Raw genomic sequence first — 25,497 nt, 5'->3', positions numbered from 1 at the left:
TTTCATCGATTTGAATTTGGCCATTTAACGTTTTAAATTTTAATTTGGTGTTTTCTAATTGTTTTTATTTCATTATTTTTTGGCGATTATATCAAGCGGTTTTCGGTGATGTTTTAATAAAGTGGGAAATCATTTTACTATATTGCCCTAATAATGAAATTTGAATCAATAAATTTCACTGTTCATAATTTAAATGACTTCAATACGTAAAATGATCACGAAAAGCATCAAAACTAGCACGACATTTTTTGCATAAATATTTTTGTTTTCCTTCAGGATTATGACTATTTTTAACACAATAAAAAGATTGACAATTAGGACATTTAATACCTTTATCCCTAAATTTTTGATCAATTTCATTTAAGCGTTTTTGTTTTTTAATTAATTCTGCTTCTTTTTTGACTTTTTCATGAAATTCTAAAAATTGATCATCTGTTAAACTATTTATTAATTCTTCAATTATTTTTTCCATTAATTATTCACCTCTTATATTAAAAATATACCTAATTTTAGGTATATTTTATAAATATAAATATTAAATATCAAGAGTTTTCTACAAAATTAAAGAATAAATCTGATTGTTAACTGTTATCCCATGAACATATTGAGTATTAATATTTTCTATCTTAGTCGCTGTTGTTTCGCCATCTTTTAAGATGCAAGCACCATTATCACTTCCAAAATAAACATTCTTGTTAAGAACATTAATTGTATTAATTTTTATATTATTAATTTTATTTATTTTGATAGTGGTTGTTTCCCCATTTTTTTTAAGATATAAGCGCCTTTCTCAGTTCCGATGTAAGTAATATTTTTATGAAAAGTAATTGTTTTAACCAATTCATTAATTCCATTAATCTTTTGTTTTTTTTTTCTTATATTGTAAATAATAAAGTTCATTTTTAGTACCCATAAAACTATCACCTTTATCATCAAAAGCAATAAATTGTACTGTTTATGTATTAATTTTTATTAATTTAGCATATTTATTTTCATTTTTAATAAAGTTTGTTAAAATTTCATTATTATTAGGTTTAATGGCAGTAATTTCGCTTATTCCATTTAAAATAGCTGTTGACATTGTTAAGATACTTAATATTTTTTTCATATAATTTTTGATAGTAAGAAAAAAGTTGAGGTTTGTAAGTATAACAAACAAAATTAAATTTACTTATTAATTAAGTAATGCAAAAAAAATGCTTAATATTAGGTTTTTAGTAAATTTATTTAATTTGTTTAGTTGTTTTTATTTATATTTTTTTGTAAAATCTCAACTTTTGTAATGCTATCATTATTTTAAATAAACCTCGTCATCAAAAAATAATAAAAACAATTCGTCAATTAGGCATTAAGGTTGAATTAATTAATGAAGGAGATGTATTAGGAACAATTGATGTTGTTTTAAAGAAGACTGATTTTTTGTATGGAATTGTGGTGGTGCACCAGAAGGAGTTCTAATGAGTGCATTAGCAATTGCAACTAATTATAAAATGTTTGCACGTTTAATTCGGTATGAGCAAATTTGCCCAAATGAAAAAGAAACAGCATTACGAATGAAAATTGAACAGCAAGGTTTAGAACAGAAAAAAATTAGTTACAACACAATTTTTTCTGAACAAGATTTACTTGCTGATAAACAAGCAATGTTTTTTGCCGCTAGTTTAACAGTTGGAACAGTTTTAAAACCATTACAAATTATTGATAAAGAATATGTTGTCCATTCTTTTATTGGTTATAATAATATTTATCATCAAATTATATCAAAATATCCAATAACAGATAATGTTGAAGAGTTATTAAAACAATATAGTAAATAATTTTAGAGGAGGTTAGAACAATGCCATTTCGCTTAGAGAAAATTGCATTTGGAACTTTATTTTTAAAAAAAGAAGAGGCGATTATTAATGCTTTACAAAATGGTTATAAAATTATTAAAATTATTGATACCGCTAAGGTTTATCAAAATGAAGAAATTGTTGGACGAGCAATTAAAAAATATTTAAATTCTAATAACCAAAGGCGAGAAGATATTACTATTGAAACAAAAATTTGATGTTATGATATTGAGGCAGAGAATACTACTAATGCTGTGCTAGAGTCGTTAAAACGATTAAATGTTATACTTATTTAGATATTGTTTTAATTCATCGCCCAAATTTAAATTTTTATAAAACTATCAAAGCCTATACCGAATTGATACAATGCAAAGCGAAAAGGTTAATTAATGTTGTTGGTGTAAGTAATTTTTATAAGGATATGATTGAAATTTTGTTTGAAGAAACGGGTATTTATCCAAATTTAAACCAAATTGAATTTAATCCTTTTAACCAAAGATGAGATCGTGTGCAATATTGTCAAAATAAAAATATTTTAGTACAAGCATATTCACCAATTGCTAATACATTGGAAAATCAAATTCTAGTTGCCGAAGCTAAAAAATATAATTGTACTGTTGCTCAATTGGTTTTGGCTTGAATCCAATATTTTAGTATTCAACCAATTGCTAAGGCAGAACTATTGCGTCATATCCAAGAAAACAAGCAGAGTGAAAAGATTAGACTAACTAAAAAAACAATTCAAATCTTGCCTTTAATTTTGTAGAAAACTCTTGATATTTATAAAATATACCTAATTTTAGGTATATTTTATAAATATCAAGAGTTTTCTACAAAATTAAAGTAAATATCCATTTTTATTTGTAATAACTAATTCGGTCGTATAAAGAAAATAAGGGTTTTTATTTTTAAATGTTATTTAGTTCAATAAATTAAAAAGGTATTTTTTTTCTTATTTGTCTAAAACCCTTATTTTCTTTATACGACCACTAATTCTTATATTTTAGAAATTAAACTTGATCTAAGACTGAATTAATATAACTAAAATCAGTATCTTCGCCATATAATTTTAAAATTTCTAAACTTTCATTAATGACAATTGCCTTTGCTAATTGTTGATAACAAATTTCATAAACTCCATATACTAAAACAGCTTTATGATAATTACTTAAGCGAGCAAAATTTCATCCTGGTTTTAAATGTTGATTAATCTTCGCAATAATATCTGATAGATTTGCTAATATTTCCTCAACTTGAATTGTTTCCACAGAAGTTGTTACCATTTGCGAGAAATCATATGCTTCTTGTTTTGTTGTTAAAACATCATGTTGTAAAACAAAGTGACGATATAACAAATTAATAATATTAATGCGTTCTTGGCGTTTTGACACGTGACATACTCCTTTAAATATAATGATATAAACAAAATAAACTACTTTTTTGTAACCGATAATTATGATGATGACTATGCTCGCTTAATAAATGATGTAACATTAAAATTGTTTCATCGGCAAAAAGATCAATCGTTAAATCATCGTTTTTTTCAATATGTTTTATTATATCACTTCAATGCATTTCTTGCTGATTAATTATTTGAATATTATTATAAGGCACTAAATCACTAACAATAAATGGTTCTTTACTATTAATAACAATCAAATTAATTATAGCAGTACGTAAAAATTGTTTTGCATCAAGTAATTTGACCATCCGATTAATCATAAATTGTTGTGTTACAATTGGCGAAGTAATTAAACCCTTCCTTTGCTCTCACACTGGAGTTGTTAATGTTGTTGTTACTGGTTCAGATAATGTTCTGATTTTTAAAAAATAAAGATTTTTTCGCGTTAAAATTAATCGTGGAAAATAATATGTAATATGGCTAAAATCATCATAAAAAGCAACATTTTTAAAATATCACATATAATTAACAGTACGAACATATCGCTCAATAATCTTATCAAATCCATGATATTGCTCATAATATAACTCTTGTTTTCAATTCAACGGTGGTAAACCAAGCTCCTGCCGAATTTTAATTAAATAACGTCGTTTTTTAAATGTTAACATGTTATTTTTTCCTTCTTTAAATTAAGTAAAAAAGAAACCCATGGTTTCTTACTATGCAAAAAATGATTAGTTCGTTTTTGATGCGAATATAGATATTGAATTTCATCTTCTTCTGTTAATTTTTCAACTAATTCTTCATTATATCGACGTGCTAAAGTTTCTTGATAATCAAAGATTTTTTCTTGTACCCGAACATGAATCCCATCTACTAGTAATGGGGCTTTAATTTCTGCCAACTTTAAAAATATAATTTCTTTTGCATGTAAATACAGTAATTTCCCATGTAATTTAGCATTTCTTAATAAGATATATTCCTTTTTATTACATGCTTCTGTAACATTATCTTCAGTATAAACATTATAACTAAGAAAATGATTTTTATCTTGTGCATTACCTGCAAAAAACATTTCATTGTGGTCCATCCGATCAATGCAAATGATTTTTCCATTGCGCAAAAAGTAAAGATGTCCTGTTTTTATATCTCTTATCATTTCTCGTTGCCTCCTTTCTCCTTAAGGTTTATAAATATTTGGTTAATACTTAATTAGGTTGATAATTAATAATTAATACACTATTTTCTACTACGTGCGTCTTGCATTAGTTTTGCTTGCGCTCGTAATGATTCAATTAAAGCTTGTCGATTTTCTTTAACTTCATCGCGAATTCTTAATAACCGTCGGAATTCCTTTTGACGTTTAATAAAATCTTCAAGGTTTCCTTTTGTATCTTTATATTTAAGCACTTGTTTATTTAACAATTTAATTTCAGCATATTGCTTTTGGTTTAATAGCATAACATGCTTACGTAAAAGGGAAATTGATTCACTACGGTTTTTAAAAATTGCATCGTTTAATTCTTCAACATTAGTTTTAATTGCTCGTGATAAGTTAATAGCTCGATTAAAATCAGCTAATTCTTGAGAAATTTGACGATTATATCCTTGTTCATATTGATGTCGAACTTCAAATAAATATTCCGTCATTTTTTGATCATAAACTAATCGTTCTTCAATATTTGGCCGTTTTGTTTCATCATAACGATGATTATAATTTGTTTTTTTGTAAAGATCTTCATCAAACAATAATTCTTGTCCATCAGTTATTACTTCGTTTGATTGATTATTAATTGCTTTCTTTGCTTTTGCAGTTTCTCGATTTTTTTTTCTTTGTTTATAGTTTAGTTTTGCTGCAAAAGTTGCTTTTAATTGTTCTAATTGCGTTTGCTCTGCATCAGTCAATTTCTGAAAACGACTTTTATTTTCTAATCATAAAATTAATCGTTCTTCAATTGATAATGGATCTTCTGCTGTCCGAATTATTTTAACTGGCTTTGGTTTTGGCGGAGTAATATCTTTTTCAGCAAATTCATTTAAACTAATTTCAACTGGTGATTGTTTAATTAAACGAACAAGAATTTCTTCATCTCCTTTTTCAATTTCAATTTTATCATTTGGATCAACAACAAAATCAACAATTGATAAACCATTTCGTCTAATTTGATAAATTTGTTGTGCCAAGATTGGTCGTAAATCACGACGAATTGTTGTTACTTCTTCTGTTTCTTTTCGACGAATAATTGTTTTAGGCTCGTCTTCAAAAGAGTTTGATAATTCTAATTTATTTTTAACCTGATTAGCATCAAAATGATTTCAGGTTGAGAAAGTAGTAAACTGGCCATTAATGTGCTCACTATCTTTTGATGGCGGTTTCATTAAATTTTCTGTTTTAGAATTGGCATTTTTAACAGACATTTTCTTCGGCATACTTGTTTGCTCGGTAATAGTTGTTATTTCTTCTGATAATGACATTACTGGTGAAAATTTTGGCAAGAAATGCTTTGATTTTAGCCCCGTTTTCTTACTAACTGCTTGTTTTGCTTTATGATTCTTTAATCTTTGCAAAACAGGAATTTCTTTTTCAACCCGATAACTATAATCAATAAATTTACTTTTAGCTCTTTGCTCTTCTCAAGTATTTCTTTTTTTATCCCTTAAACGAATAACACCTGTTTTTTTAGTTCCAACAACTTCGTTAACATTTTTTTGTTTTAACGCTTGGTATTCGGCACTATTTTCATCTAATTGCCCCAATAAAATCTTGATTGTTGCTGGCGTTAATTTTTTATCCATTATTTCTGTTGTATCTATATCAGAATCAATAATGTTTCCATAATTGACACGAGAAGTTACGACATATTCTGAGTCTTTTTCTTTTGCCATTTTCTATTCCTCTTTTATCTATTTTCTCGTTTTTTTGATACTTACATACATTATATAAAATTTTTGCACTTTTTTAAAGTTTTTTTACTAAAAACCTTGCTTTTTTTAATAAATTATTTATAATGATGTACATTTTTTTTAATTTAAAGATTATCAGCGTGATTTTGGGCCTTTTTTATGAAGATAACGCTGCCTTTTACTTTTTATTGATTTTTCAGTTGAAAGCAGCGAAGATTCTTGTTCTTGTGGTTGATGATACATATTATATTCGTCTAACAATGCACGACCAATTTCTCGCATAAAAATAGAGCCATAATTATCTTCTGCTGTTGAAACATTATTAATGTCATTCCTATTTTTAAACACTGGCTTTGCTTGTAATTCTAATCCAGCAACTTCACTATTTAATATTTTTTTATTTATCTTTGGTAATTTAACTGATTTTGATAATGTAGCTAAATATTCTTCTCGTTTTTTTAATTTATTTAATCTAATTTGTTGTAAATCACGAAGTGCTAACTCTTGTTGACGTTGTACTTGGTGTATTTGAATTTTATTATTATTTGCTAATGCTTGTAATAATTGTTTTTGAACAATAACATCTGCCTCTTGCGTTCATAATTCTTTCTCTCTCGCTCATTGTAAAGCCACATCAGGTCTTTTATGAGGACCAATGCCACTTGATGTCACAACTTCATCAAAATATTTACTAATTAATTCGGCTGTTGAAATTTTTTTATTTCTCATTGTTAATTCTTCACCACTTTATTGTTAGTACTTATTGTTTCACTCTTTTCATTATTAGAGTTTTCAATTAAAAAGCCATCAACAACCTTTTTTCCTTCAGCACGATATTTTTCAATTAAAATTTGTGGTAATGGTTTAGGTTTTACTTTTTTATTATTAAGTTTTTTTGATAACGCCGTTCTTTACGCATATTTTTTTGAATTAATTTTTCTTTTAATAAACGTTGATGAAGTTGTTCTAATTGACGCCGATAAATTTCACGAATTTTACGAGGATGATATCCTGCATAAGTGTATTGATTTTTCCGTTAAATCAACTGGAATGGCAACACTTTTTAGGACACTTTTTATATAGACATTTGTTTTCTAAAAGTAACTGGAGATAAATAATTTAAACTGCCATGAATCCGAATATTGTTATATCAATGCACAAAATCAAAAAGTTCGTATTTTAATTGTGTTAAATTTTTAAATTTTTTACCCTTAATAAATTCAGTTTTAAAAGTTTTGTAAGTTGTTTCAGCCACAGCATTATCATAAGGGCAGCCTTTATTGCTTAATGATCTTTTAATATTAAAAGTTATTAAAATTTCATCAATGATTTTATTTTTAAACTCATTACCACGATCAGTATGAAATAGAGTTATTTGATTTAATGGTCGTGTTATTTTATGAAAAGCTTGTTGGACCAGTTCGGCCGTTTTATTCGGCCCAGCACTATAACCAATTATTTCACGATTAAACAAGTCAATTAATAAACAAATATAATGTCATTTAGCGCCAACTTGAACATATGTTAAATCACTAACAATAACTTCATTAGGTTTTTTGTTGTTAAATTGACGATTTAAAATATTATTAATTTGGTCATTATTGACTGTTGTTTTATGATTATGATATTTTAATTTGGTGTATTTAGAAACCAAATTATTTTTGATCATAAAGAATCTGATTTTTCGCCGCGATAAGATGATATCTTTTCTGTTTAAAATAACTTTAATTTTGCGAGCCCCATAAATTTTGCGACTTTTATTAAAGGCACTGATAATTTATTGTTCATAATTATTAACTTGCTTGTTAATACATTTATTAGTTTGATAATAATACGTTGATTTTGATAAACCCAAAATCTTACATATTTTTCTTGCTGAATATTTTGTTTTGTTGTTATTAATTATTGTTATTTTTTGGCCATTATCAGTGCGGCTTGCTTTAAAATGTCATTTTCCATTTTCAAGTCTTTAAGTTCTTTTCGTAAAGTTATTATTTCATTTTCTTCTAGTGTGCGATTGTCTTTTGATTTAAATGAACCAGAATTATTATAATTTTTAACTCAACTATAAATAGTTGTTCATAAGAATGATAACACAATAAAAATCATTCCAACAATCATTACTGAAAAAACAAAAAAGACTGGTTTAATATTTGCAGCCCCAATTTGTTTCATTAAGACACTATTCTTAAATTCTAAAATTGTCTGCGGAATAATAAAAATTCCAACTGACATTGCTTGAACCATTGCGATTGAGCCAACTAAGGTATGAATGTTTTGCCCTGGATTATTATTTAATTGTTTAAAAGAAAATCTATTTAAAAATAATAATAAAATTGGATAAACAATTAAAAAGAATTGCACAAAAAAACCTTTGTAATAGTATTTTAACATTAAATCAATTAATGGTTTATTTTTACCGCGTAAACGGCCATCGCAAATCCATTTATCAACTTTATTAACCCGTGGATTTTTTTTTGTTTTTTTAACTACATCTTGATATTGTTGTTCTAAATCAGCTTTTTTATTTTTCTCAAACATTTGTCACGTAAAATTATGCACTGAGCCATATTTTGCGACAATGTCTTTGACTTGACCAGCTTCTTTAATTTGACCATTCTGAACATAAATATATTTTTCACAAAACTCTTCAACTTCACTCATCATATGTGTTACTAAAAACATCGCTTTTCTTTTATCAACAATGTTTTCTTGTAAAAAGTGAAAAATTTCTGATCGAACTTCAATATCTAATCCAGTTGAAATTTCATCTAAAATAACTAAGTCTGGATCATGGATTACTGACAATAAAATATTTAATCGTTGTTGTTGGCCTCTAGAAAGACCTTCAACAAATTTATTTTCCATTCCAATTAATTGATATGTTCGTAACAATTCACGTAAATGCCCATCTTTCTTTGAAATATTAAAGGTATTTAAATAGTATTTAATCATATTCATTACTGAAATCCCAATTGGATATTTTGATTCTTGGAACTGTAAACCAATTGTTAAATTTTCTTGTCGATGTACTTTACCACTTGTTGGTTGTCGAATTCCACCAATAATTTCATTTAATGTTGATTTGCCGCTTCCGTTGGCTCCAATTACCCCAATGCGATCACCTGAATTAATCACTAAATTAACGTTATTCAAAGCAACCTTATTTTTATATTTTTTTGTAACATCAACTACTTCTACTAGTGGTTTTGTTGAATCAATTACTTTGTGTTCCTTTATAACTACTTGTTTCATAGGTTGCCCCTTTCCTAGCTATATTTATTCAGTTTTAATTAATAAATACGCTCAGAATATTTCTTTAATTTTGTAGAAAACTCTTGATATTTATAAAATATACCTAAAATTAGGTATATTTTTAATATAAGAGGTGAATAATTAATGGAAAAAATAATTGAAGAATTAATAAATAGTTTAACAGATGATCAATTTTTAGAATTTCATGAAAAAGTCAAAAAAGAAGCAGAATTAATTAAAAAACAAAAATGCTTAAATGAAATTGATCAAAAATTTAGGGATAAAGGTATTAAATGTCCTAATTGTCAATCTTTTTATTGTGTTAAAAATGGTCATAATCCTGAAGGAAAACAAAAATATTTATGCAAAAAATGTCGTGCTAGTTTTGATGCTTTTCGTGATCATTTTACGTATTGAAGTCATTTAAATTATGAACAGTGAAATTTATTGATTCAAATTTAATTATTAGGGCAATCTAGTAAAATGATTTCCCACTTTATTAAAACATCACCGAAAACCGCTTGATATAATCGCCAAAAAATAATGAAATCAAAACAATTAGAAAACACCCAATTAAAATTTAAAACGTTGAATGGCCAAATTAAAATCGATGAAACATTTATTAAAGAAATCCACAAAGGTAATTTTAAAGATAAATTTGATAAAAGAAAAATTCATCTTGATTCATTTTCAACCAACACTAAATGTTGTGTTCAAATGGCTGTTGATAGCAATAATAATATTTATGTTAAATCAACCAACACAAAACGATTACAAAAACAGTGAATTATTGAAAATATTAATAAACAATTAATCAAAGAAAATTCAATTATTATTTCTGACATGCAACCATTATATTTATTAGTAGCAAAACAAACAAATTCTATTTTATTAGCAACTAAAACTAGTACAAATCCTGATGCTAGTTATCGGAAGTTAAATAAAATTAGTAAATTACAATCAAATATTAAAGAATCCTTAATTCATTATCATGGCTTAGGTTTCACGAACATTCAAAATTATTTAAATCTCTGAAAATGAAAATACCAGCATAAAGGTTTAACGCCAAACCAACAATCATCGGTATTATATTTTAACGTATAAAAAAGTTAAATAACAATATTAAAAGTTTATATAATTTTCTTTTAAAGTTATCATATTGATGATTTTTTTTATTTCATCAAGATTTTTCTACAAAATTAAAAAATTTCAATAAGTATAATTTGTATTTTCATGGCAGAAAATATAAAACGAAAAACAGAATTGATAATCGCGGAAAAATAAGAAATTTTAGAACTATTGACCAAGCAAAACATGATAAATATGAATTTGGTTGATTTCAAATGGATACTATGGTTGGTAAAAATAATAGTGTTTGTTTAGTTTTAATAGAAGAATTAACCCAATTTAAAATCATTGAACCATTAAAAGAAAAAACAACAATAGAAGTTACAAACGCAGTAAAACGAATTTTTTCTAACAGATTTTTCAAAGATAGATGCAAAGGAATAATAACAGATCAAGGAAAAGAATTTGCTGATTGAGAAAAAATTGAAAAAATAACAAATGCTAAAGTGTATTTTTGTGATGCTGGAACTCCAACACAAAAACCCAAATTTGAAAGAGCAATCCGCGATTTTAGACATTGATTTTTAAAAGGTACTGATTTAAGTATTTATTCAAGAAATTACTATCAAGAAGTTGCTAATATAATAAACTCTAAACTTAAAAAATCTTTACATTTACTATCTTCAAAAGAAGTTTTTATACAAATGTTTAAATTTTAAGTGATAGTTATCATAAATTTTAATCATTTTATTTTTCAGTGTGCCAAAATTCATAAATTTAAGACAAAACTACTAAATTTTTTAAAAATAAATTATATTGAATATTTATTTTATTGGTGTTATAATGATATCAAATAAACTGCTACACTTCATAGTACAATTTACACTTTCAAAATTATCAGAACCAGAAATTCGTGCAATTTGAGATAATACTGCTCGTGGTGGTGGTTGTAATAATTTACTTTATCGTCGTGATATTGCAGGAGCTTTTATTAAAATGGGAGAATTAAATCAAGAAACAAAATTTGGATGAGTGATTGAACCATTAATGTCACTATAAAAAGGTTGCAAATTAGAAGTTAATAATTGCTTAGCAATGCATTGAAAAAATGCAAAAGCTCGGCGAGGAAGAACATTAAATGATTGAAAAGCAAGCAGTCCAATGCGTTACCAAAACAGACAATAAAAAAGAGTTTCAAAAACCAATTAATATTAAAAGTGATAAAATTATTAAAACAACAATGATGAAAGTTCGCGAAGTTCACCCAATTTGAGAAAAAAGATAATTTAATCTTGTTTTTTAATAAAAATGATATATTATTATTTGCAATTACACAATACCAAATGTGAAATTCTTGGTAAAGGAGATAAATAGGAATGAAAAAATTGTTCAGTGTCTTTGCTGAAATTAGCATCTTAGCTGCTCCGGTAAAATACACAATTGGATGTAATCCAATCCCTGATTTACCTTATATTTCAGATAATCAAATTTCAGAAAATACTAAGAAAACTATTAATAGGCTTGTTTTGGATGAAAATAGTAAGGTTACCACATTATTTGATTATAATCTTGATACATGAGTAAAACCAACTTTTTTCCCAAAAGAAAATATTATGAATATTAATATTGAAAACAAAGATATTTTAAAACAAATGCAACTAAATATGCCGCAATTAAAAAAAATTCATAGCGAAGAAAATTTAGCAAAAGATAGTTTAGAATATATGAAAAAAATTTTACTGTCATCGCGAGATTTAAAAAGTCAGCCGTGACCAACGGTTGTTGAGAAATATAATTGATATTTAGATCAAACAAGTAAAAATAAAATAGTAACTGATTTAGAAACTTTAGTATATTATTATGATAATCTAATTTCAGAAAAATCAGATTTATATGACAAAAAACGTTGATTATATGTTGACCAACTTCGTAGTGAAAATGTAAAAGATTGATTTAAAGATGCTCATTCATGGACTTTAAATTCCACTAGCGCGAATTATAATGAAAACACAAAATTTGATCAAGGAATTTTTTATTATGTTTTACTTAACACTTACTTGCAAAAAGTGCAAACACATTATAATGTTCAATTAAGAAATATTTGAAAAGAATATAGCAACCAAAAGGATAAAGAAACCATTCTAAATATTATTAGCCCTGATATTGCAGGAATTACTTTAACTTTTACGGTCTGAGATCCTGAAAAATGAACCAAATATTTTGTTGATGGACATCCTGTTGTTAATAGTAACGATAATGTTTTTGAAAACTTACCAAGTTTACCAATTGAACAAAAAATTGGAGTTAAATTAGTTGTTGCAAATATCTATGGAACAGTTTCCAGTTATTTAATCGGAAGTTTTGTAATTTCTAATTTATTAGGAATTGAATAAACTAGGTTTACCATTTTTTCTAAAAAGAAATAAAATATGATAAAATATAATTGTCCGCAAGGACAGTTTTCTACGTTTATTATAACGTTAAGGTGTGTTTGGGGTTATTAACCGCTATATAAATCAGTAACTCTACACCCAAGCACTTAAAGCGGTTCAGAGTTATTTTTACAATAAATCAAAGGCTAACAGTTAAATGTTAGTTTTTTAATTTGAAAAAAATTAATTATCCGATAAAATTTATAAAGAGATTAGTGAGGTTTTGATAGTGCAGAAAAAAGTTATTTTGATTGTTGGCTCAACAGGAAGTGGTAAAACTTATTTATCAATTAAGATTGCTCAGCGTTTTAATGGGGAATGTATTAATGCTGATGCTACCCAAATTTTTAATGGGTTAAATCTTGCAACAAATAAAATAACACCATCTGAACAAGTTGGTATTCCACACCATTTATTATCAACAATTGATTTAAATGATAATTATTCCATTAAGATGTATCAACAACAAGGGCGAAAAATATTAGCCCAATTATGAACTAAAAATAAGATTCCAATTGTAGTTGGCGGTAGTGGGTTGTATATTAATGCGCTATTAAAAAATTATCAATTTTCTGACCAGGGTCGTGATTTATTAAAGACAAAAGAATATGAACATATTTCTAATTATGCTTTGTGAGAAAAATTAGCAGCAATTGATCCACAAGAGAGTACTAAGGTTCATCCTAATAATCGAAAACGAGTTTGGCGGGCATTAGAATATTATTTCCAAACCGGAACATTAAAATCAGTTAATGATCATCACCGAAATGAATGATATATTGAACCATATATTATTGGGTTATTACCAGTTAAAACAGAACTGCATCAATATTTATCTGAGCGGGTATTATGATTAACAGAGTGGGGTTTATTTGTTGAAGTTGAAGCAGCATATAAATATTGCAATTATGATTCAACAAAACAAAGCATGAAAATTATTGGCTGTCCAGAGATTATTCGTTATTTAAAAGGTGAGCTTTCATATGATGCAACATTAGCAGCAATGGTTCAAGCTAATAAAGTTTATGCTAAAAAACAAATAACATGATTTAAATATCAATTAACAAATGTTCATTGATATTCATTTTCTTATTCACAGTTTTATGATCTTTGTCAACAAATTATGGTTGAATTTAAAAATAGTAACTATTTAAAATCATAATTTACTTTTAATAACATTGCCTAAAAAACAATTAAAATTGTTTTTTTCTTTTTTAAAGATTAAATAACTCCTAAAATATTTAAATTTTGTTATAATATAATATGTCCAAATATAAAAACTATTTAAGAATTAAAGAAAAAAATTTGAAGTAAGTTTCTTTACTTATCAAGATAAATTTATATAACTTAATTAATAAATTTTTTAATATAAGGAGAATTAGTGCAAAAAATATTTTAATATACTAAAAGTATCTTCTAATTTTATTGATTTTATAATTTTTAATAATAAGTTATTGAAGCGAAAAATTAAAAATATTCACTTTTAATTGACAAAGTAGTTTTAAAACGATTAGAGGTATTAAGTTAGGAAAAACAAAGATAACATTGTTAGCAGATAAAAATTGTTTGCAATGTAATGACAATGGTGATTATTTTTAATTTAAGTGCACAAAATAATGATGATAACATAACGAGAAAAGGGTACGTAATGAAATTTATTGATGTTGCAACAATTAAATTATTTGCAGGAAAAGGCGGTGATGGTGCCGTTGCTTTTCATCGTGAATTATATGTCCCAAAAGGTGGTCCTTCAGGCGGTGATGGTGGTAACGGTGGAAGCATTATTTTTGTTGGCGATGAAGGGATGGATACATTACTTGATTTAAAATATCAGAGAGAAATTAAAGCAGCTGATGGCGAAAATGGAAGTATTAAAAATATGCATGGTAAAAATGCTGCTAATAAGTATATTAAAGTTCCGTTAGGTACATTAATTTATAATAATCAAACAAATGAAATTATTAGTGATATTACTACTCATCGGCAAGAAATTGTCTTAGCGAAAAGTGGTCAGGGTGGCCGTGGCAATGCTCGCTTTGCAAATTCTAAAAATAAAGCACCGACTATCTTTGAAGCTGGTGATTTAGGTGAGACATTAGAGATTCGTTGTGAATTAAAAGTTTTAGCTGATGTTGGTCTAGTTGGTTTACCGAATGCTGGTAAATCAACTTTATTAGCAAAAATTTCAAAAGCTAAACCGAAAATATCTGATTATCCATTTACTACATTAACCCCGCAATTAGGAGTGATTCAAGATCAAAAACATCATAGTTTTGTTGTTACAGATTTACCAGGGTTAATTGCTGGTGCAGCAGCAGGTAAGGGGCTAGGACATGATTTCTTACGACATATTGAACGTTGTAAATTGATTGTCCATGTCTTAGATATGTCAGGGAATTATGGAACAGAAGATGTTTACCAAAATTATTTAAACGTTAAAACAGAATTAAAAAAATATAATTATAAATTAGAATTACGACCAGAAATTATTGTAGCAAATAAAATGGATCTTGAGATTGCAGCAAAAAATTTAATTAAATTTAAAACGCAAATTCCAACTGCAGAAATTATTGAAGTTAGTGGTTTAAGAAATCAAAATTTATCATTGTTAATAAATAAAATTGGGGCAGCTCTGACAAAAATTAAGGATAATAAAGCATTATGGCAATTAGACGAAGTAACATCAACGGAAGAAAATTATAAAGTATATAATTATACCACGCCAATTGAACAAGAGGTGGAAGTTGTTAATCTTGGCAATGGTGTTTGAAAAGTAGCGGGGGCAGCAGTTTATCAAGCTTATCATAAAACACCAATTACAACTTATGATAATTTATTATTATTTAATAAAAAATTACAAGATTTAAAAGTTTTTGAAATATTACGAGCAAAAAGAGCAAAAGCAGGAGATATTGTTCGCATTTTTGATTATGAATTAGAATGGGATGGATAATGATGAAAGAATTAAAACAATATTTAAGTTATTTAGTAAAATGAATTAAAGCAGAAGTAACAAAATCCAAATGCGAAGGGGTTATTGTTGGTTTATCTGGCGGAATTGATTCGGCTGTTGTTAGTTTATTAGCAAAACAAGCTTTTCCTAACCATCATTTAGCAGTTATCATGCCTTGTCATTCTGATTATTTTGATCAAGAATGTGCACAATTATTAATTAATAATCATCAATTAAATTATCATCTTGTTGATTTAACAGCAACATATGATAATTTAATCGCAACATTAGCTTTACCACCACATCAATTAGCATTCGCTAATATTAAACCACGGTTACGAATGACAACCCTATATGCTTTAGCACAAAGCCATAATTATATGGTTTTGGGCACAGATAATGCTGATGAATGACATGCTGGATATTTTACTAAATATGGTGATGGTGCTGCTGATTTAGTTCCTATTATTCATTTACTAAAATCTGAAGTTCAGCAAGCAGCACACCTAATAGGTGTGCCATCACAAATTATTTCACGCCCACCAACAGCGGGATTATGAACTAATCAAACTGATGAAAAAGAATTAGGATTTACCTATCAACAATTAGATTATTATTTACAAGGAAAATCGGTTCCAGCAGCTATTGCGCAACGAATTAAACAATTACATCAAAGTTCTGAACATAAACGACGATTACCTAAAAGACCACCAAATATTTTTAGTTCGTTAATTTCTGTTAGCAAAAATTAAAATCGTTTTGCAATTAGTATTGTAAAACTTTTTTTAATTAGAATTAATGCGTTTATCTTTTAGTAATTTCAAAGAAATAACATTTTTTTGAATTCAAGTTTTATAATTTCCAAAGTTATATATTTCAATTATTACATTATGTGTTTGAACGAATGTAATGCTTATTTTAAGTAAACTTATATTTAAATGAGAAATTGGAATTAACTAATGTAGATAATTTATTTTTTTTTAATTTAAATATTACTGCTAAACAATGTTAAGGTATTTTTAAAACATAGGATATTAGATTATTTTTTATTACAAAAGTAATTTATTGGAAGGAATATTTTATTTATGAATGGGCATACATTTAGGTTTTATAAAAAATTATTTTTTTATTATTTATTATTATTTTGTTTTTATTACTTAATTTATTATTTACATATCATATTTTAGGAGTCAAAAACAGTCTATGCCTTTAAAATATGACTATTAATTATTATTTTGATAGCAAAATTAAGTAAACTAAAACAATTAATTTTAATTAGGATTTTTAATAAAATAAAGGAAACTAAATGTTTTCAAAAAGTGCGGGCACCGCCTTTGTGATAAAGTTAATAAATTTTTGTTTAAAGTGGATTGTTTGCTTATTTTTGTTATATAATAAAAATAATAATATTAATATATATCTGATGTAATTATCGTTTATATCAATTTAAATCGATTATATTAATTAATATTGATTTAAATCAATTTAAAAGTAAAAATATAATTTAAATAATGTAATTTTAACAATTAATGTTTTTTTTACCTTAATTGTTACTTTAATTATGTTAAATTGCAAAAATGCAATTAGAATATTATTATGTATTTATAAAATTTTATATTTAAAGAAGCATGTTTCCGTATTTCTTTTAAGAAACCTATTAAGTAATAAAAAATTATAAACATTTTTTATAAAAAAAGAATTATGGAGGTTTTTATGAAACATACAAATCATAAATGAGAAAGATATGAAAGAAATTCAATTTGAAAATCATATGCAATGAATAAAGTTCAAAAATATTTTGAACACAAAGATTATAGTAAATATGTTCTTTTTCAAGAAGCACCGTGCAAATATTGTGGTCAATTGATGCTAAAAGATCAATAACAAGATATTCAACATGATAAAGTGGATAGGCTACAATTATTAGGACCATAATTATATAGACTTCAAAATTAGATAAAATTATTAAGAAAGAAGGAATATAAAAATGGGAAATAAAACTTCATACTCTGAAGAATTTAAAAAACAAATTGTCATGCTATATAAAAATGGTAAAAGTGTTATCAATCTAGGTCAAGAATATAATTTACCAAAACCAACTATTTATAGTTGAGTTAAAAATTATAATAATTCTGGTTCATTTAAAGCAAAAGACAATCGCACACTAGAAGAAAATGAAATAATAACTTTACGAAAAGAACTTAAAGACTTGAAAATGGAAAATGACATTTTAAAGCAAGCCGCACTGATAATGGCCAAAAAATAACAATAATTAATAACAACAAAACAAAATATTCAGTAAGAAAAATATGTAAGATTTTGGGTTTATCAAAATCAACGTATTATTATCAAACTAATAAATGTATTAACAAGCAAGTTAATAATTATTAACAAGAAATTATCAGTGCCTTTAATAAAAGTCGCAAAATTTATGGGGCTCGCAAAATTAAAGTTATTTTAAACAGAAAAGATATCATCTTATCGCGGCGAAAAATCAGATTCTTTATGATCAAAAATAATTTGGTTTCTAAATACACCAAATTAAAATATCATAATCATAAAACAACAGTCAATAATGACCAAATTAATAATATTTTAAATCGTCAATTTAACAACAAAAAAACATAATGAAGTTATTGTTAGTGATTTAACATATGTTTAAGTTGGCACTAAATGACATTATATTTGTTTATTAATTGACTTGTTTAATCGTGAAATAATTGGTTATAGTGCTGGGCCGAATAAAACAGCCGAACTGGCCCAACAAGCTTTTCATAAAATAACACGACCATTAAATCAAATAACTCTATTTCATACTGATCGTAGTAATGAGTTTAAAAATAAAATCATTGATGAAATTTTAATAACTTTTAATATTAAAAGATCATTAAGCAATAAAGGCTGCCCTTATGATAATGCTGTGGCTGAAACAACTTACAAAACTTTTAAAACTGAATTTATTAATGGTAAAAAATTTAAAAATTTAACACAATTAAAATACAAACTTTTTGATTTTGTGCATTGATATAACAATATTCGAATTCATGGCAGTTTAAATTATTTATCTCCAGTTACTTTTAGAAAACAAATGTCTATATAAAAAGTGTCCTAAAAAGTGTTGCCATTCCAATGATATCTTTTCTGTTTAAAATAACTTTAATTTTGCGAGCCCCATAAATTTTGCGACTTTTATTAAAGGCACTGATAATTTCTTGTTAATAATTATTAACTTGCTTGTTAATACATTTATTAGTTTGATAATAATACGTTGATTTTGATAAACCCAAAATCTTACATATTTTTCTTACTGAATATTTTTTTAATTTTGTAGAAAACTCTTGATGAAATAAAAAAAATCATCAATATGATAACTTTAAAAGAAAATTATATAAATTTTTAATATTGTTATTTAACTTTTTTATACGTTAAAATATAATACCGATGATTGTTGGTTTGGCGTTAAACCTTTATGCTGGTATTTTCATTTTCAGAGATTTAAATAATTTTGAATGTTTGTGAAACCTAAGCCATGATAATTAATTAAGGATTCTTTAAGATTTGATTGTAATTTACTAATTTTATTTAACTTCCGATAACTAGCATCAGGATTTGTACTAGTTTTAGTTGCTAATAAAATAGAATTTGTGGAATGGCAACACTTTTTAGGACACTTTTTATATAGACATTTGTTTTCTAAAAGTAACTGGAGATAAATAATTTAAACTGCCATGAATTCGAATATTGTTATATCAATGCACAAAATCAAAAAGTTCGTATTTTAATTGTGTTAAATTTTTAAATTTTTTACCCTTAATAAATTAAGTTTTAAAAGTTTTGTAAGTTGTTTCAGCCACAGCATTATCATAAGGGCAGCCTTTATTGCTTAATGATCTTTTAATATTAAAAGTTATTAAAATTTCATCAATGATTTTATTTTTAAACTCATTACTACGATCATTATGAAATAGAGTTATTTGATTTAATGGTCGTGTTATTTTATGAAAAGCTTGTTGGACCAGTTCGGCTGTTTTATTCGGCCCAGCACTATAACCAATTATTTCACGATTAAACAAGTCAATTAATAAACAAATATAATGTCATTTAGTGCCAACTTAAACATATGTTAAATCACTAACAATAACTTCATTAGGTTTTTTGTTGTTAAATTGACGATTTAAAATATTATTAATTTGGTCATTATTGACTGTTGTTTTATGATTATGATATTTTAATTTGGTGTATTTAGAAACCAAATTATTTTTGATCATAAAGAATCTGATTTTTCGCCGCGATAAGATGATATCTTTTCTGTTTAAAATAACTTTAATTTTGCGAGCCCCATAAATTTTGCGACTTTTATTAAAGGCACTGATAATTTCTTGTTAATAATTATTAACTTGCTTGTTAATACATTTATTAGTTTGATAATAATACGTTGATTTTGATAAACCCAAAATCTTACATATTTTTATTACTGAATATTTTGTTTTGTTGTTATTAATTATTGTTATTTTTTGGCCATTATCAATGCGGCTTGCTTTAAAATGTCATTTTCCATTTTCAAGTCTTTAAGTTCTTTTCGTAAAGTTATTATTTCATTTTCTTCTAGTGTGCGATTGTCTTTTGCTTTAAATGAACCAGAATTATTATAATTTTTAACTCAACTATAAATAGTTGGTTTTGATAAATTATATTCTTGCCCTAGATTAATAACACTTTTACCATTTTTATATAGCATGACAATTTGTTTTTTAAATTCTTCAGAGTATGAAGTTTTATTTCCCATTTTTATATTCCTTCTTTCTTAATAATTTTATCTAATTTTTAAGTCTATATAATTATGGTCCTAATAATTGTAGCCTATCCATTGTTTGTTTTGCTACTAATAAATATAATGGTTGCATGTCAGAAATAATAATTGAATTTTCTTTGATTAATTGTTTATTAATATTTTCAATAATTCACTGTTTTTTTAATCGTTTTGTGTTGGTTGATTTAACATAAATATTATTATTGCTATCAACAGCCATTTGAATACAACATTTAGTGTTGGTTGAAAATGAATCAAGATGAATTTTTCTTTTATCAAATTTATCTTTAAAATTACCTTTGTGGATTTCTTTAATAAATGTTTCATCGATTTGAATTTGGCTATTTAACGTTTTAAATTTTAATTGGGTGTTTTCTAATTGTTTTGATTTAATTATTTTTTGGCGATTATATCAAGCGGTTTTCGGTGATGTTTTAATAAAGTGGGAAATCATTTTACCAGATTGCCCTAATAATGAAATTTGAATCAATAAATTTCACTGTTCATAATTTAAATGACTTCAATACGTAAAATGATCACGAAAAGCATCAAAACTAGCACGACATTTTTTGCATAAATATTTTTGTTTTCCTTCAGGATTATGACTATTTTTAACACAATAAAAAGATTGACAATTAGGACATTTAATACCTTTATCCCTAAATTTTTGTTCAATTTCATTTAAGCGTTTTTGTTTTTTAATTAATTCTGCTTCTTTTTTGACTTTTTCATGAAATTATAAAAATTAATCATCTGTTAAACTATTTATTAATTCTTCAATTATTTTTTCCATTAATTATTCACCTATTATATTAAAAATATACCTAATTTTAGGTATATTTTATAAATATCAAGAGTTTTCTACAAAATTAAAGATATTTTGTTTTGTTGTTATTAATTATTGTTATTTTTTGGCCATTATCAGTGCGGCTTGCTTTAAAATGTCATTTTCCATTTTCAAGTCTTTAAGTTCTTTTCGTAAAGTTATTATTTCATTTTCTTCTAGTGTGCGATTGTCTTTTGCTTTAAATGAACCAGAATTATTATAATTTTTAACTCAACTATAAATAGTTGGTTTTGGTAAATTATATTCTTGCCCTAGATTACTTCAGAGTATGAAGTTTTATTTCCCATTTTTATATTCCTTCTTTCTTAATAATTTTATCTAATTTTGAAGTCTATATAATTATGTTCCTAATAATTGTAGCCTATCCACTTTTAGAAAACAAATGTCTATATAAAAAGTGTCCTAAAAAGTGTTGCCATTCCACCTTTCTTTTTATTTTTTTAAATAAACAGAAAATCCCTTTGTTGGTTAATATTTTGATATTTAGTAAGAATATTTATATTTTGATTTAATTAGCTTAATTCGCCACCACCCACCTCCAAATCGAGGTGTATGGCGATACTAAAATTCTATATTTAAACAGAGTTTATCCCCCAACGGAAGTAAAACAAATTTACCCAGTTATTAATTACGCTTCATCCACCCCTAGACAACTTTATATAAATAAAATAACCTTTTGGAGCTCCAACTCTCTTGTTTTTTTAGTGTCCGATATTGTTTTTTTCGGTTTAACAGCACTCTTTTTATGAAAACAAGCCAAAAAACACGCGCTCTGACATTTCACAAGTGATTAATCTTGTCGAGAATTAAAGAAATAAATAGGATAGTAAATCCAATCGCTTTCACACTTTCTTTAAGGATTCGTGCCATAGATGAGTTATCCATCTTTAAGCATCAAAATATTAAGTCTTAGATTGCATTATTCATCAGATAGTACCTTTATTAAAAATGATATTATTAGTTGTTAAACCGAAAAAATATAATAAATCACAGAAAGGAAATTATAAATATTAACTAATTTTTAGGGAAAATAGGTTAATTTTTAATTTTAAAGATATTATCTGATGAATAATGCAAATAAAAAAATCGCTATGATAAGCGATTACTTTAATTTATATTTAATTACTTTATTTATATTTTTGTAAAACCTCAACTTTTTTATTACTACCAAAAATCTAAATATCATTTATCATTATAAATTACTGTTTTTAAAACCTATTAATGAATTAAAATAAAACTATGGTTCTAAACCATGGTTTTATTAAATACTGTTAACTTTCCATCATAACAATTTCTTGAATATTTAATTGATTAATTTTTTTCATTGAAATAAAGTACGAGATAACATATAAAATAATAATTCCTCCTAAGATAATTGGTAATGTAATTAGTCCTGTTCCAATTGGAACATAGAAATTAAAGAACATTAAAATCCGCTGGGTAATTGTCCATGCTAAACCTCGAGTGATAAAATATCCCAGTAATCAGCCAACAACAGCAAAGGGAATAAAAATTCCTAATGTTAAATTATTAATTTCTCAACGATTATAACCTTGTACTTTCATTGTTGCAATAATTTTAATAAACTTTTTAATAAAGAGATCAATTGCAAAATATATTGTAATAACAGAAACCATAATGATAATGACAATAAAAATTAAAGCAACTGATAAGGCAACGATAATAACCCGACTCATAATTTTGGCTTTAATACCAACATAATCAGCTGTCAAAACAGATGAATTATAAGAAGTCGTGAAATTATTTAATGATAAATCACCATTTGTTGATGATAACGCATAATGATTAATTTGATCAGATGGTTGTAATTCGGTTGTATATTTTCCATTGTATCATTGCATTATATTTAAATTATTATCAATGTTATTTATTGGAAATGAATTAATTTGATTAGCATTATTGATACTAATAAACAGGCGTGGTGTATCATAAGTTGCAATGCTTTTAGCAATTTTAACTTTAACTGGCCTTTGTGTTAAAGATGGTGCTGCTTTAATAAAATTATTATCAACAGCAGCTTGGTATCATGTTGTTGGAATTCCATCAATAAAATCGCCACTATATGCTCCACCAAAACTAAAATCATATGGTTTAATAACTCAGTACTCTTTATTATCAATTATTTCTTTTCGAATAATTTTATTTCCGTCAACTGTTAATTCTTTTAATAAAATCGGTTGAAGACCATTACTCAATGTAATTGTTTTTTTACTTCAAATTGCTTCAATCGTCGAATTCCTTGGAATCCATAATTCAACATTATTTAAATTATGATATTCACTCTTCCGATCATCAGTAACATAATATTTTGTTTGTGAACTTGTATTATAAGTAAAATAACTTTTATCTAATGAATACAAACTTTGATAATTATTTACATTTCATCCAACAGCGTTACCACTTAAATTATATTTTCAGTTTTGATATTTTAAATCTGTATTATTGTTAGTAAATTCTGTTCATTCATGCTGACCAGTATTATATTGCAATGTTGTTACTTCGGGAGTTAATTCAATTTCTTCCCCAACATTAAGATTTAAACGATGTAATGCAGTGACATTAGAAATTGCGTTAATTACTTTGCTATCATTATTTGCTAAAATAGCACGCTCAGCGGATGATAATTTTAACATTTTTGTATTTGGATTAATTCCATAAACATGAAATTGCTTATTATTATACGTTCCATCAAAACTAGTAAAAACATCATCAGTTGTTGGATTATAACTAATTGTTCCAATTCCCAATGCAAAATGATTTGCTCTATCCGGATTTTTATTTCAATCTTCTTTAACTGCAGCTGGGATAATTCCATTTGTTGCTTTACTAAAACATGTTCTTCATAATGCGGGATAATCTTCCTTGTCAGTAAATGGTGGGTATGGAATTGCCCCAATTCCTAATGCTTTTGGTAATACGGTATATAAAATTCCTGATACTAAAGCTCGAACACTATCACCAGTCGAATAATTTTTTACTAAGTTATTTAAATAATTAAAAATTCCTAATGATAAATTAGTCCCTGATAAAGTAACAAAATTATAAGATAACATATATTTTAAGATCCCAGCTACAGTTGGCTCTTGTTTCACCGCTTTTAATGGTTTAATTGTCGCCCCCCCCCATCAATAATATAGTAATTTGATAGTGGTGTCATCCCGCCAATGGGATATAAATCTTGTTCAATTGGATCAGTTGTCTTAGGAACATTATCAATTCCATTTCATGCATAAGTTTTATAATAAGAAAACGGATTATTACTTATGACATTACTGTATTTAACTTCACTACCATATTTAATGTTTTTATAATAATTTGTATTAAAATTTTTTGCATAGACTGGTGCTAATAATGAGACAGTCAAAGTAAATGTCACTAAGGCAAAAATTCCTAAATAAGTAAATGCTTGTTTTAGTGATGTTGATAAAACAACCATCCGGAAACGACCCACAAAAGTTTTAAAATGAAAACTACGTACAGTACGGGCTAAACTATTATTAACTTTTAACTCACGCATTGGATGAATTAAACTTAAAACTTCTGTTTTATTAATTGAAAAATAACAAGTAATAAAAGTAATTAATGATAAGAAAATAACAAATAACCCAATTAGGAAAAGAAAAATAATTCAGTTTCAAGTAAAACTTCAATTGATTATAAAAAACATATTAAATAATTTTACGACGAATAATTGGACGGTAATTCCAACTAACCAACCGGTTGGTACTGCAATTAAAATACTAACCATTAAAATGCTTCAATAGGAAAGTGTAATTTCACGCAAATAATAGCCAGCAGCTTTTAACATTCCAATTTGTGGCGACTCACGTTTAATCATTTCTTTAATAATAATATATGAAACAGCAAATAATGTTATGGCAAAAATAATAATGAAGAATAAACCAATATAAATGTAAACATTAATTGTTTTTGCTAATAAATCATAGCGCCGCGTTAATGAACTTGTTAC

General features: G+C 26.0%; 24 protein-coding genes and 5 pseudogenes. 14 read left to right on the top strand and 15 right to left on the bottom strand.

What is annotated here, in order from left to right:
- Window positions 1-64: 64 nt before the first annotated feature.
- The 3 genes from AAHM76_RS01430 to AAHM76_RS01420 all read right to left on the bottom strand — a co-directional run bounded on the left by AAHM76_RS01430 (window position 65) and on the right by AAHM76_RS01420 (window position 1,108).
- Window positions 65-472, bottom strand: coding sequence for an IS1/IS1595 family N-terminal zinc-binding domain-containing protein (locus tag AAHM76_RS01430; protein ID WP_342256353.1), 408 nt, complete (start codon window positions 470-472; stop codon window positions 65-67).
- Window positions 473-738: 266 nt separating this feature from the next.
- Complete coding sequence (locus tag AAHM76_RS01425; protein WP_342256352.1) at window positions 739-900, bottom strand: hypothetical protein; 162 nt, start codon at window positions 898-900, stop codon at window positions 739-741.
- Window positions 901-955: 55 nt separating this feature from the next.
- The gene (locus tag AAHM76_RS01420; protein WP_342256351.1) at window positions 956-1,108 is read right to left on the bottom strand and encodes a hypothetical protein; all 153 of its coding nucleotides are present in this window, start codon (window positions 1,106-1,108) and stop codon (window positions 956-958) included.
- A 179-nt stretch (window positions 1,109-1,287) separates the two neighbouring features.
- Here AAHM76_RS01420 and AAHM76_RS01415 point away from each other — a divergent pair, with 179 nt between their 5' ends.
- The 3 genes and pseudogenes from AAHM76_RS01415 (at window position 1,288) to AAHM76_RS08315 (ending at window position 2,601) form a co-directional block, all read left to right on the top strand.
- Window positions 1,288-1,458 (top strand): fructose-bisphosphatase class II, encoded by a 171-nt coding sequence (locus AAHM76_RS01415; protein ID WP_342256818.1) that lies wholly within the window; start codon window positions 1,288-1,290, stop codon window positions 1,456-1,458.
- Window positions 1,458-1,817, top strand: coding sequence for a hypothetical protein (locus AAHM76_RS01410; RefSeq protein ID WP_342256350.1), 360 nt, complete (start codon window positions 1,458-1,460; stop codon window positions 1,815-1,817). The genes AAHM76_RS01415 and AAHM76_RS01410 overlap by 1 nt, the downstream gene beginning before the upstream one ends.
- Before the next feature lie 20 nt (window positions 1,818-1,837).
- Window positions 1,838-2,601: pseudogene (locus AAHM76_RS08315) on the top strand (aldo/keto reductase family protein).
- A gap of 244 nt (window positions 2,602-2,845) precedes the next feature.
- Here AAHM76_RS08315 and AAHM76_RS01395 read toward each other — a convergent pair.
- From AAHM76_RS01395 to AAHM76_RS01365, 7 genes are all read right to left on the bottom strand, one after another.
- Window positions 2,846-3,226 (bottom strand): transcription antitermination factor NusB, encoded by a 381-nt coding sequence (locus tag AAHM76_RS01395; protein WP_342256348.1) that lies wholly within the window; start codon window positions 3,224-3,226, stop codon window positions 2,846-2,848.
- 13 nt (window positions 3,227-3,239) lie between these two features.
- Window positions 3,240-3,905: a hypothetical protein gene (locus tag AAHM76_RS01390; RefSeq protein ID WP_342256347.1), complete on the bottom strand. Its 666-nt coding sequence runs from the start codon at window positions 3,903-3,905 to the stop codon at window positions 3,240-3,242.
- A complete protein-coding gene (locus AAHM76_RS01385) occupies window positions 3,899-4,396 on the bottom strand; it encodes a hypothetical protein (RefSeq protein WP_342256346.1) in 498 nt (165 codons plus the stop codon). Before AAHM76_RS01385 ends, AAHM76_RS01390 begins: the two co-directional genes overlap by 7 nt.
- An 80-nt stretch (window positions 4,397-4,476) precedes the next feature.
- On the bottom strand, window positions 4,477-6,123 hold the full coding sequence (locus tag AAHM76_RS01380; protein WP_342256345.1) for a hypothetical protein: 1,647 nt from the start codon (window positions 6,121-6,123) through the stop codon (window positions 4,477-4,479).
- Window positions 6,124-6,273: 150 nt separating this feature from the next.
- Window positions 6,274-6,870, bottom strand: a complete 597-nt coding sequence (locus tag AAHM76_RS01375; protein ID WP_342256344.1) for a hypothetical protein — start codon at window positions 6,868-6,870, stop codon at window positions 6,274-6,276.
- Between the two features lie 346 nt (window positions 6,871-7,216).
- The gene (locus AAHM76_RS01370) at window positions 7,217-7,858 is read right to left on the bottom strand and encodes an IS3 family transposase (RefSeq protein WP_342256816.1); all 642 of its coding nucleotides are present in this window, start codon (window positions 7,856-7,858) and stop codon (window positions 7,217-7,219) included.
- A gap of 191 nt (window positions 7,859-8,049) precedes the next feature.
- On the bottom strand, window positions 8,050-9,396 hold the full coding sequence (locus tag AAHM76_RS01365; protein ID WP_342256343.1) for an ATP-binding cassette domain-containing protein: 1,347 nt from the start codon (window positions 9,394-9,396) through the stop codon (window positions 8,050-8,052).
- A gap of 144 nt (window positions 9,397-9,540) precedes the next feature.
- Between AAHM76_RS01365 and AAHM76_RS01360 the strand changes: the two genes are divergently transcribed.
- From AAHM76_RS01360 to AAHM76_RS01310, 11 genes and pseudogenes are all read left to right on the top strand, one after another.
- The gene (locus AAHM76_RS01360) at window positions 9,541-9,858 is read left to right on the top strand and encodes an IS1/IS1595 family N-terminal zinc-binding domain-containing protein (RefSeq protein WP_342256342.1); all 318 of its coding nucleotides are present in this window, start codon (window positions 9,541-9,543) and stop codon (window positions 9,856-9,858) included.
- A 21-nt stretch (window positions 9,859-9,879) separates the two neighbouring features.
- Window positions 9,880-10,500 carry a transposase gene (locus AAHM76_RS01355; RefSeq protein WP_342256341.1) on the top strand — a complete coding sequence of 207 codons (621 nt, stop codon included), beginning with the start codon at window positions 9,880-9,882 and terminating at the stop codon, window positions 10,498-10,500.
- A gap of 101 nt (window positions 10,501-10,601) precedes the next feature.
- Window positions 10,602-11,183, top strand: a pseudogene (locus AAHM76_RS01350) (IS30 family transposase); the annotation flags it as partial.
- 124 nt (window positions 11,184-11,307) lie between these two features.
- Window positions 11,308-11,523, top strand: a complete 216-nt coding sequence (locus AAHM76_RS01345; protein ID WP_342256339.1) for a hypothetical protein — start codon at window positions 11,308-11,310, stop codon at window positions 11,521-11,523.
- A 79-nt stretch (window positions 11,524-11,602) separates the two neighbouring features.
- Window positions 11,603-11,749, top strand: a complete 147-nt coding sequence (locus AAHM76_RS01340) for a hypothetical protein (protein WP_342256338.1) — start codon at window positions 11,603-11,605, stop codon at window positions 11,747-11,749.
- A gap of 91 nt (window positions 11,750-11,840) precedes the next feature.
- Entirely contained in the window at window positions 11,841-12,857 is a 1,017-nt protein-coding gene (locus AAHM76_RS01335) for a hypothetical protein (protein ID WP_342256337.1), read from the top strand.
- Between the two features lie 268 nt (window positions 12,858-13,125).
- A complete protein-coding gene (miaA, locus tag AAHM76_RS01330) occupies window positions 13,126-14,058 on the top strand; it encodes a tRNA (adenosine(37)-N6)-dimethylallyltransferase MiaA (protein ID WP_342256336.1) in 933 nt (310 codons plus the stop codon).
- A 486-nt stretch (window positions 14,059-14,544) separates the two neighbouring features.
- Window positions 14,545-15,849: a GTPase ObgE gene (obgE, locus tag AAHM76_RS01325; protein ID WP_342256335.1), complete on the top strand. Its 1,305-nt coding sequence runs from the start codon at window positions 14,545-14,547 to the stop codon at window positions 15,847-15,849.
- Window positions 15,849-16,601, top strand: a complete 753-nt coding sequence (nadE, locus tag AAHM76_RS01320) for an NAD(+) synthase (RefSeq protein ID WP_342256334.1) — start codon at window positions 15,849-15,851, stop codon at window positions 16,599-16,601. The genes obgE and nadE overlap by 1 nt, the downstream gene beginning before the upstream one ends.
- Before the next feature lie 961 nt (window positions 16,602-17,562).
- Window positions 17,563-17,733, top strand: coding sequence for a hypothetical protein (locus AAHM76_RS01315; RefSeq protein WP_342256333.1), 171 nt, complete (start codon window positions 17,563-17,565; stop codon window positions 17,731-17,733).
- A 103-nt stretch (window positions 17,734-17,836) separates the two neighbouring features.
- Window positions 17,837-18,949, top strand: a pseudogene (locus AAHM76_RS01310) (IS3 family transposase).
- Between the two features lie 574 nt (window positions 18,950-19,523).
- Here the strand turns inward: AAHM76_RS01310 and AAHM76_RS01305 are convergent.
- The 5 genes and pseudogenes from AAHM76_RS01305 to AAHM76_RS01290 all read right to left on the bottom strand — a co-directional run bounded on the left by AAHM76_RS01305 (window position 19,524) and on the right by AAHM76_RS01290 (window position 25,365).
- A pseudogene (locus tag AAHM76_RS01305) lies at window positions 19,524-20,635 on the bottom strand (IS3 family transposase).
- 52 nt (window positions 20,636-20,687) lie between these two features.
- On the bottom strand, window positions 20,688-21,149 hold the full coding sequence (locus AAHM76_RS01300; RefSeq protein WP_342256332.1) for a hypothetical protein: 462 nt from the start codon (window positions 21,147-21,149) through the stop codon (window positions 20,688-20,690).
- 102 nt (window positions 21,150-21,251) lie between these two features.
- Window positions 21,252-21,308 (bottom strand): annotated as a pseudogene (locus AAHM76_RS08310) (hypothetical protein); the annotation flags it as partial.
- A gap of 1,469 nt (window positions 21,309-22,777) precedes the next feature.
- Window positions 22,778-24,619, bottom strand: a complete 1,842-nt coding sequence (locus AAHM76_RS01295) for an ABC transporter permease (RefSeq protein ID WP_342256331.1) — start codon at window positions 24,617-24,619, stop codon at window positions 22,778-22,780.
- A 5-nt stretch (window positions 24,620-24,624) separates the two neighbouring features.
- Window positions 24,625-25,365, bottom strand: a complete 741-nt coding sequence (locus AAHM76_RS01290; RefSeq protein ID WP_342256330.1) for an ABC transporter permease — start codon at window positions 25,363-25,365, stop codon at window positions 24,625-24,627.
- Window positions 25,366-25,497: the final 132 nt, after the last annotated feature.

Source organism: Spiroplasma endosymbiont of Poecilobothrus nobilitatus (genome assembly GCF_964030655.1).
Classification (GTDB): Bacteria; Bacillota_I; Bacilli_A; order Mycoplasmatales; family Mycoplasmataceae; genus Spiroplasma.
This window is presented reverse-complemented; position numbering and strand designations above follow the sequence as displayed.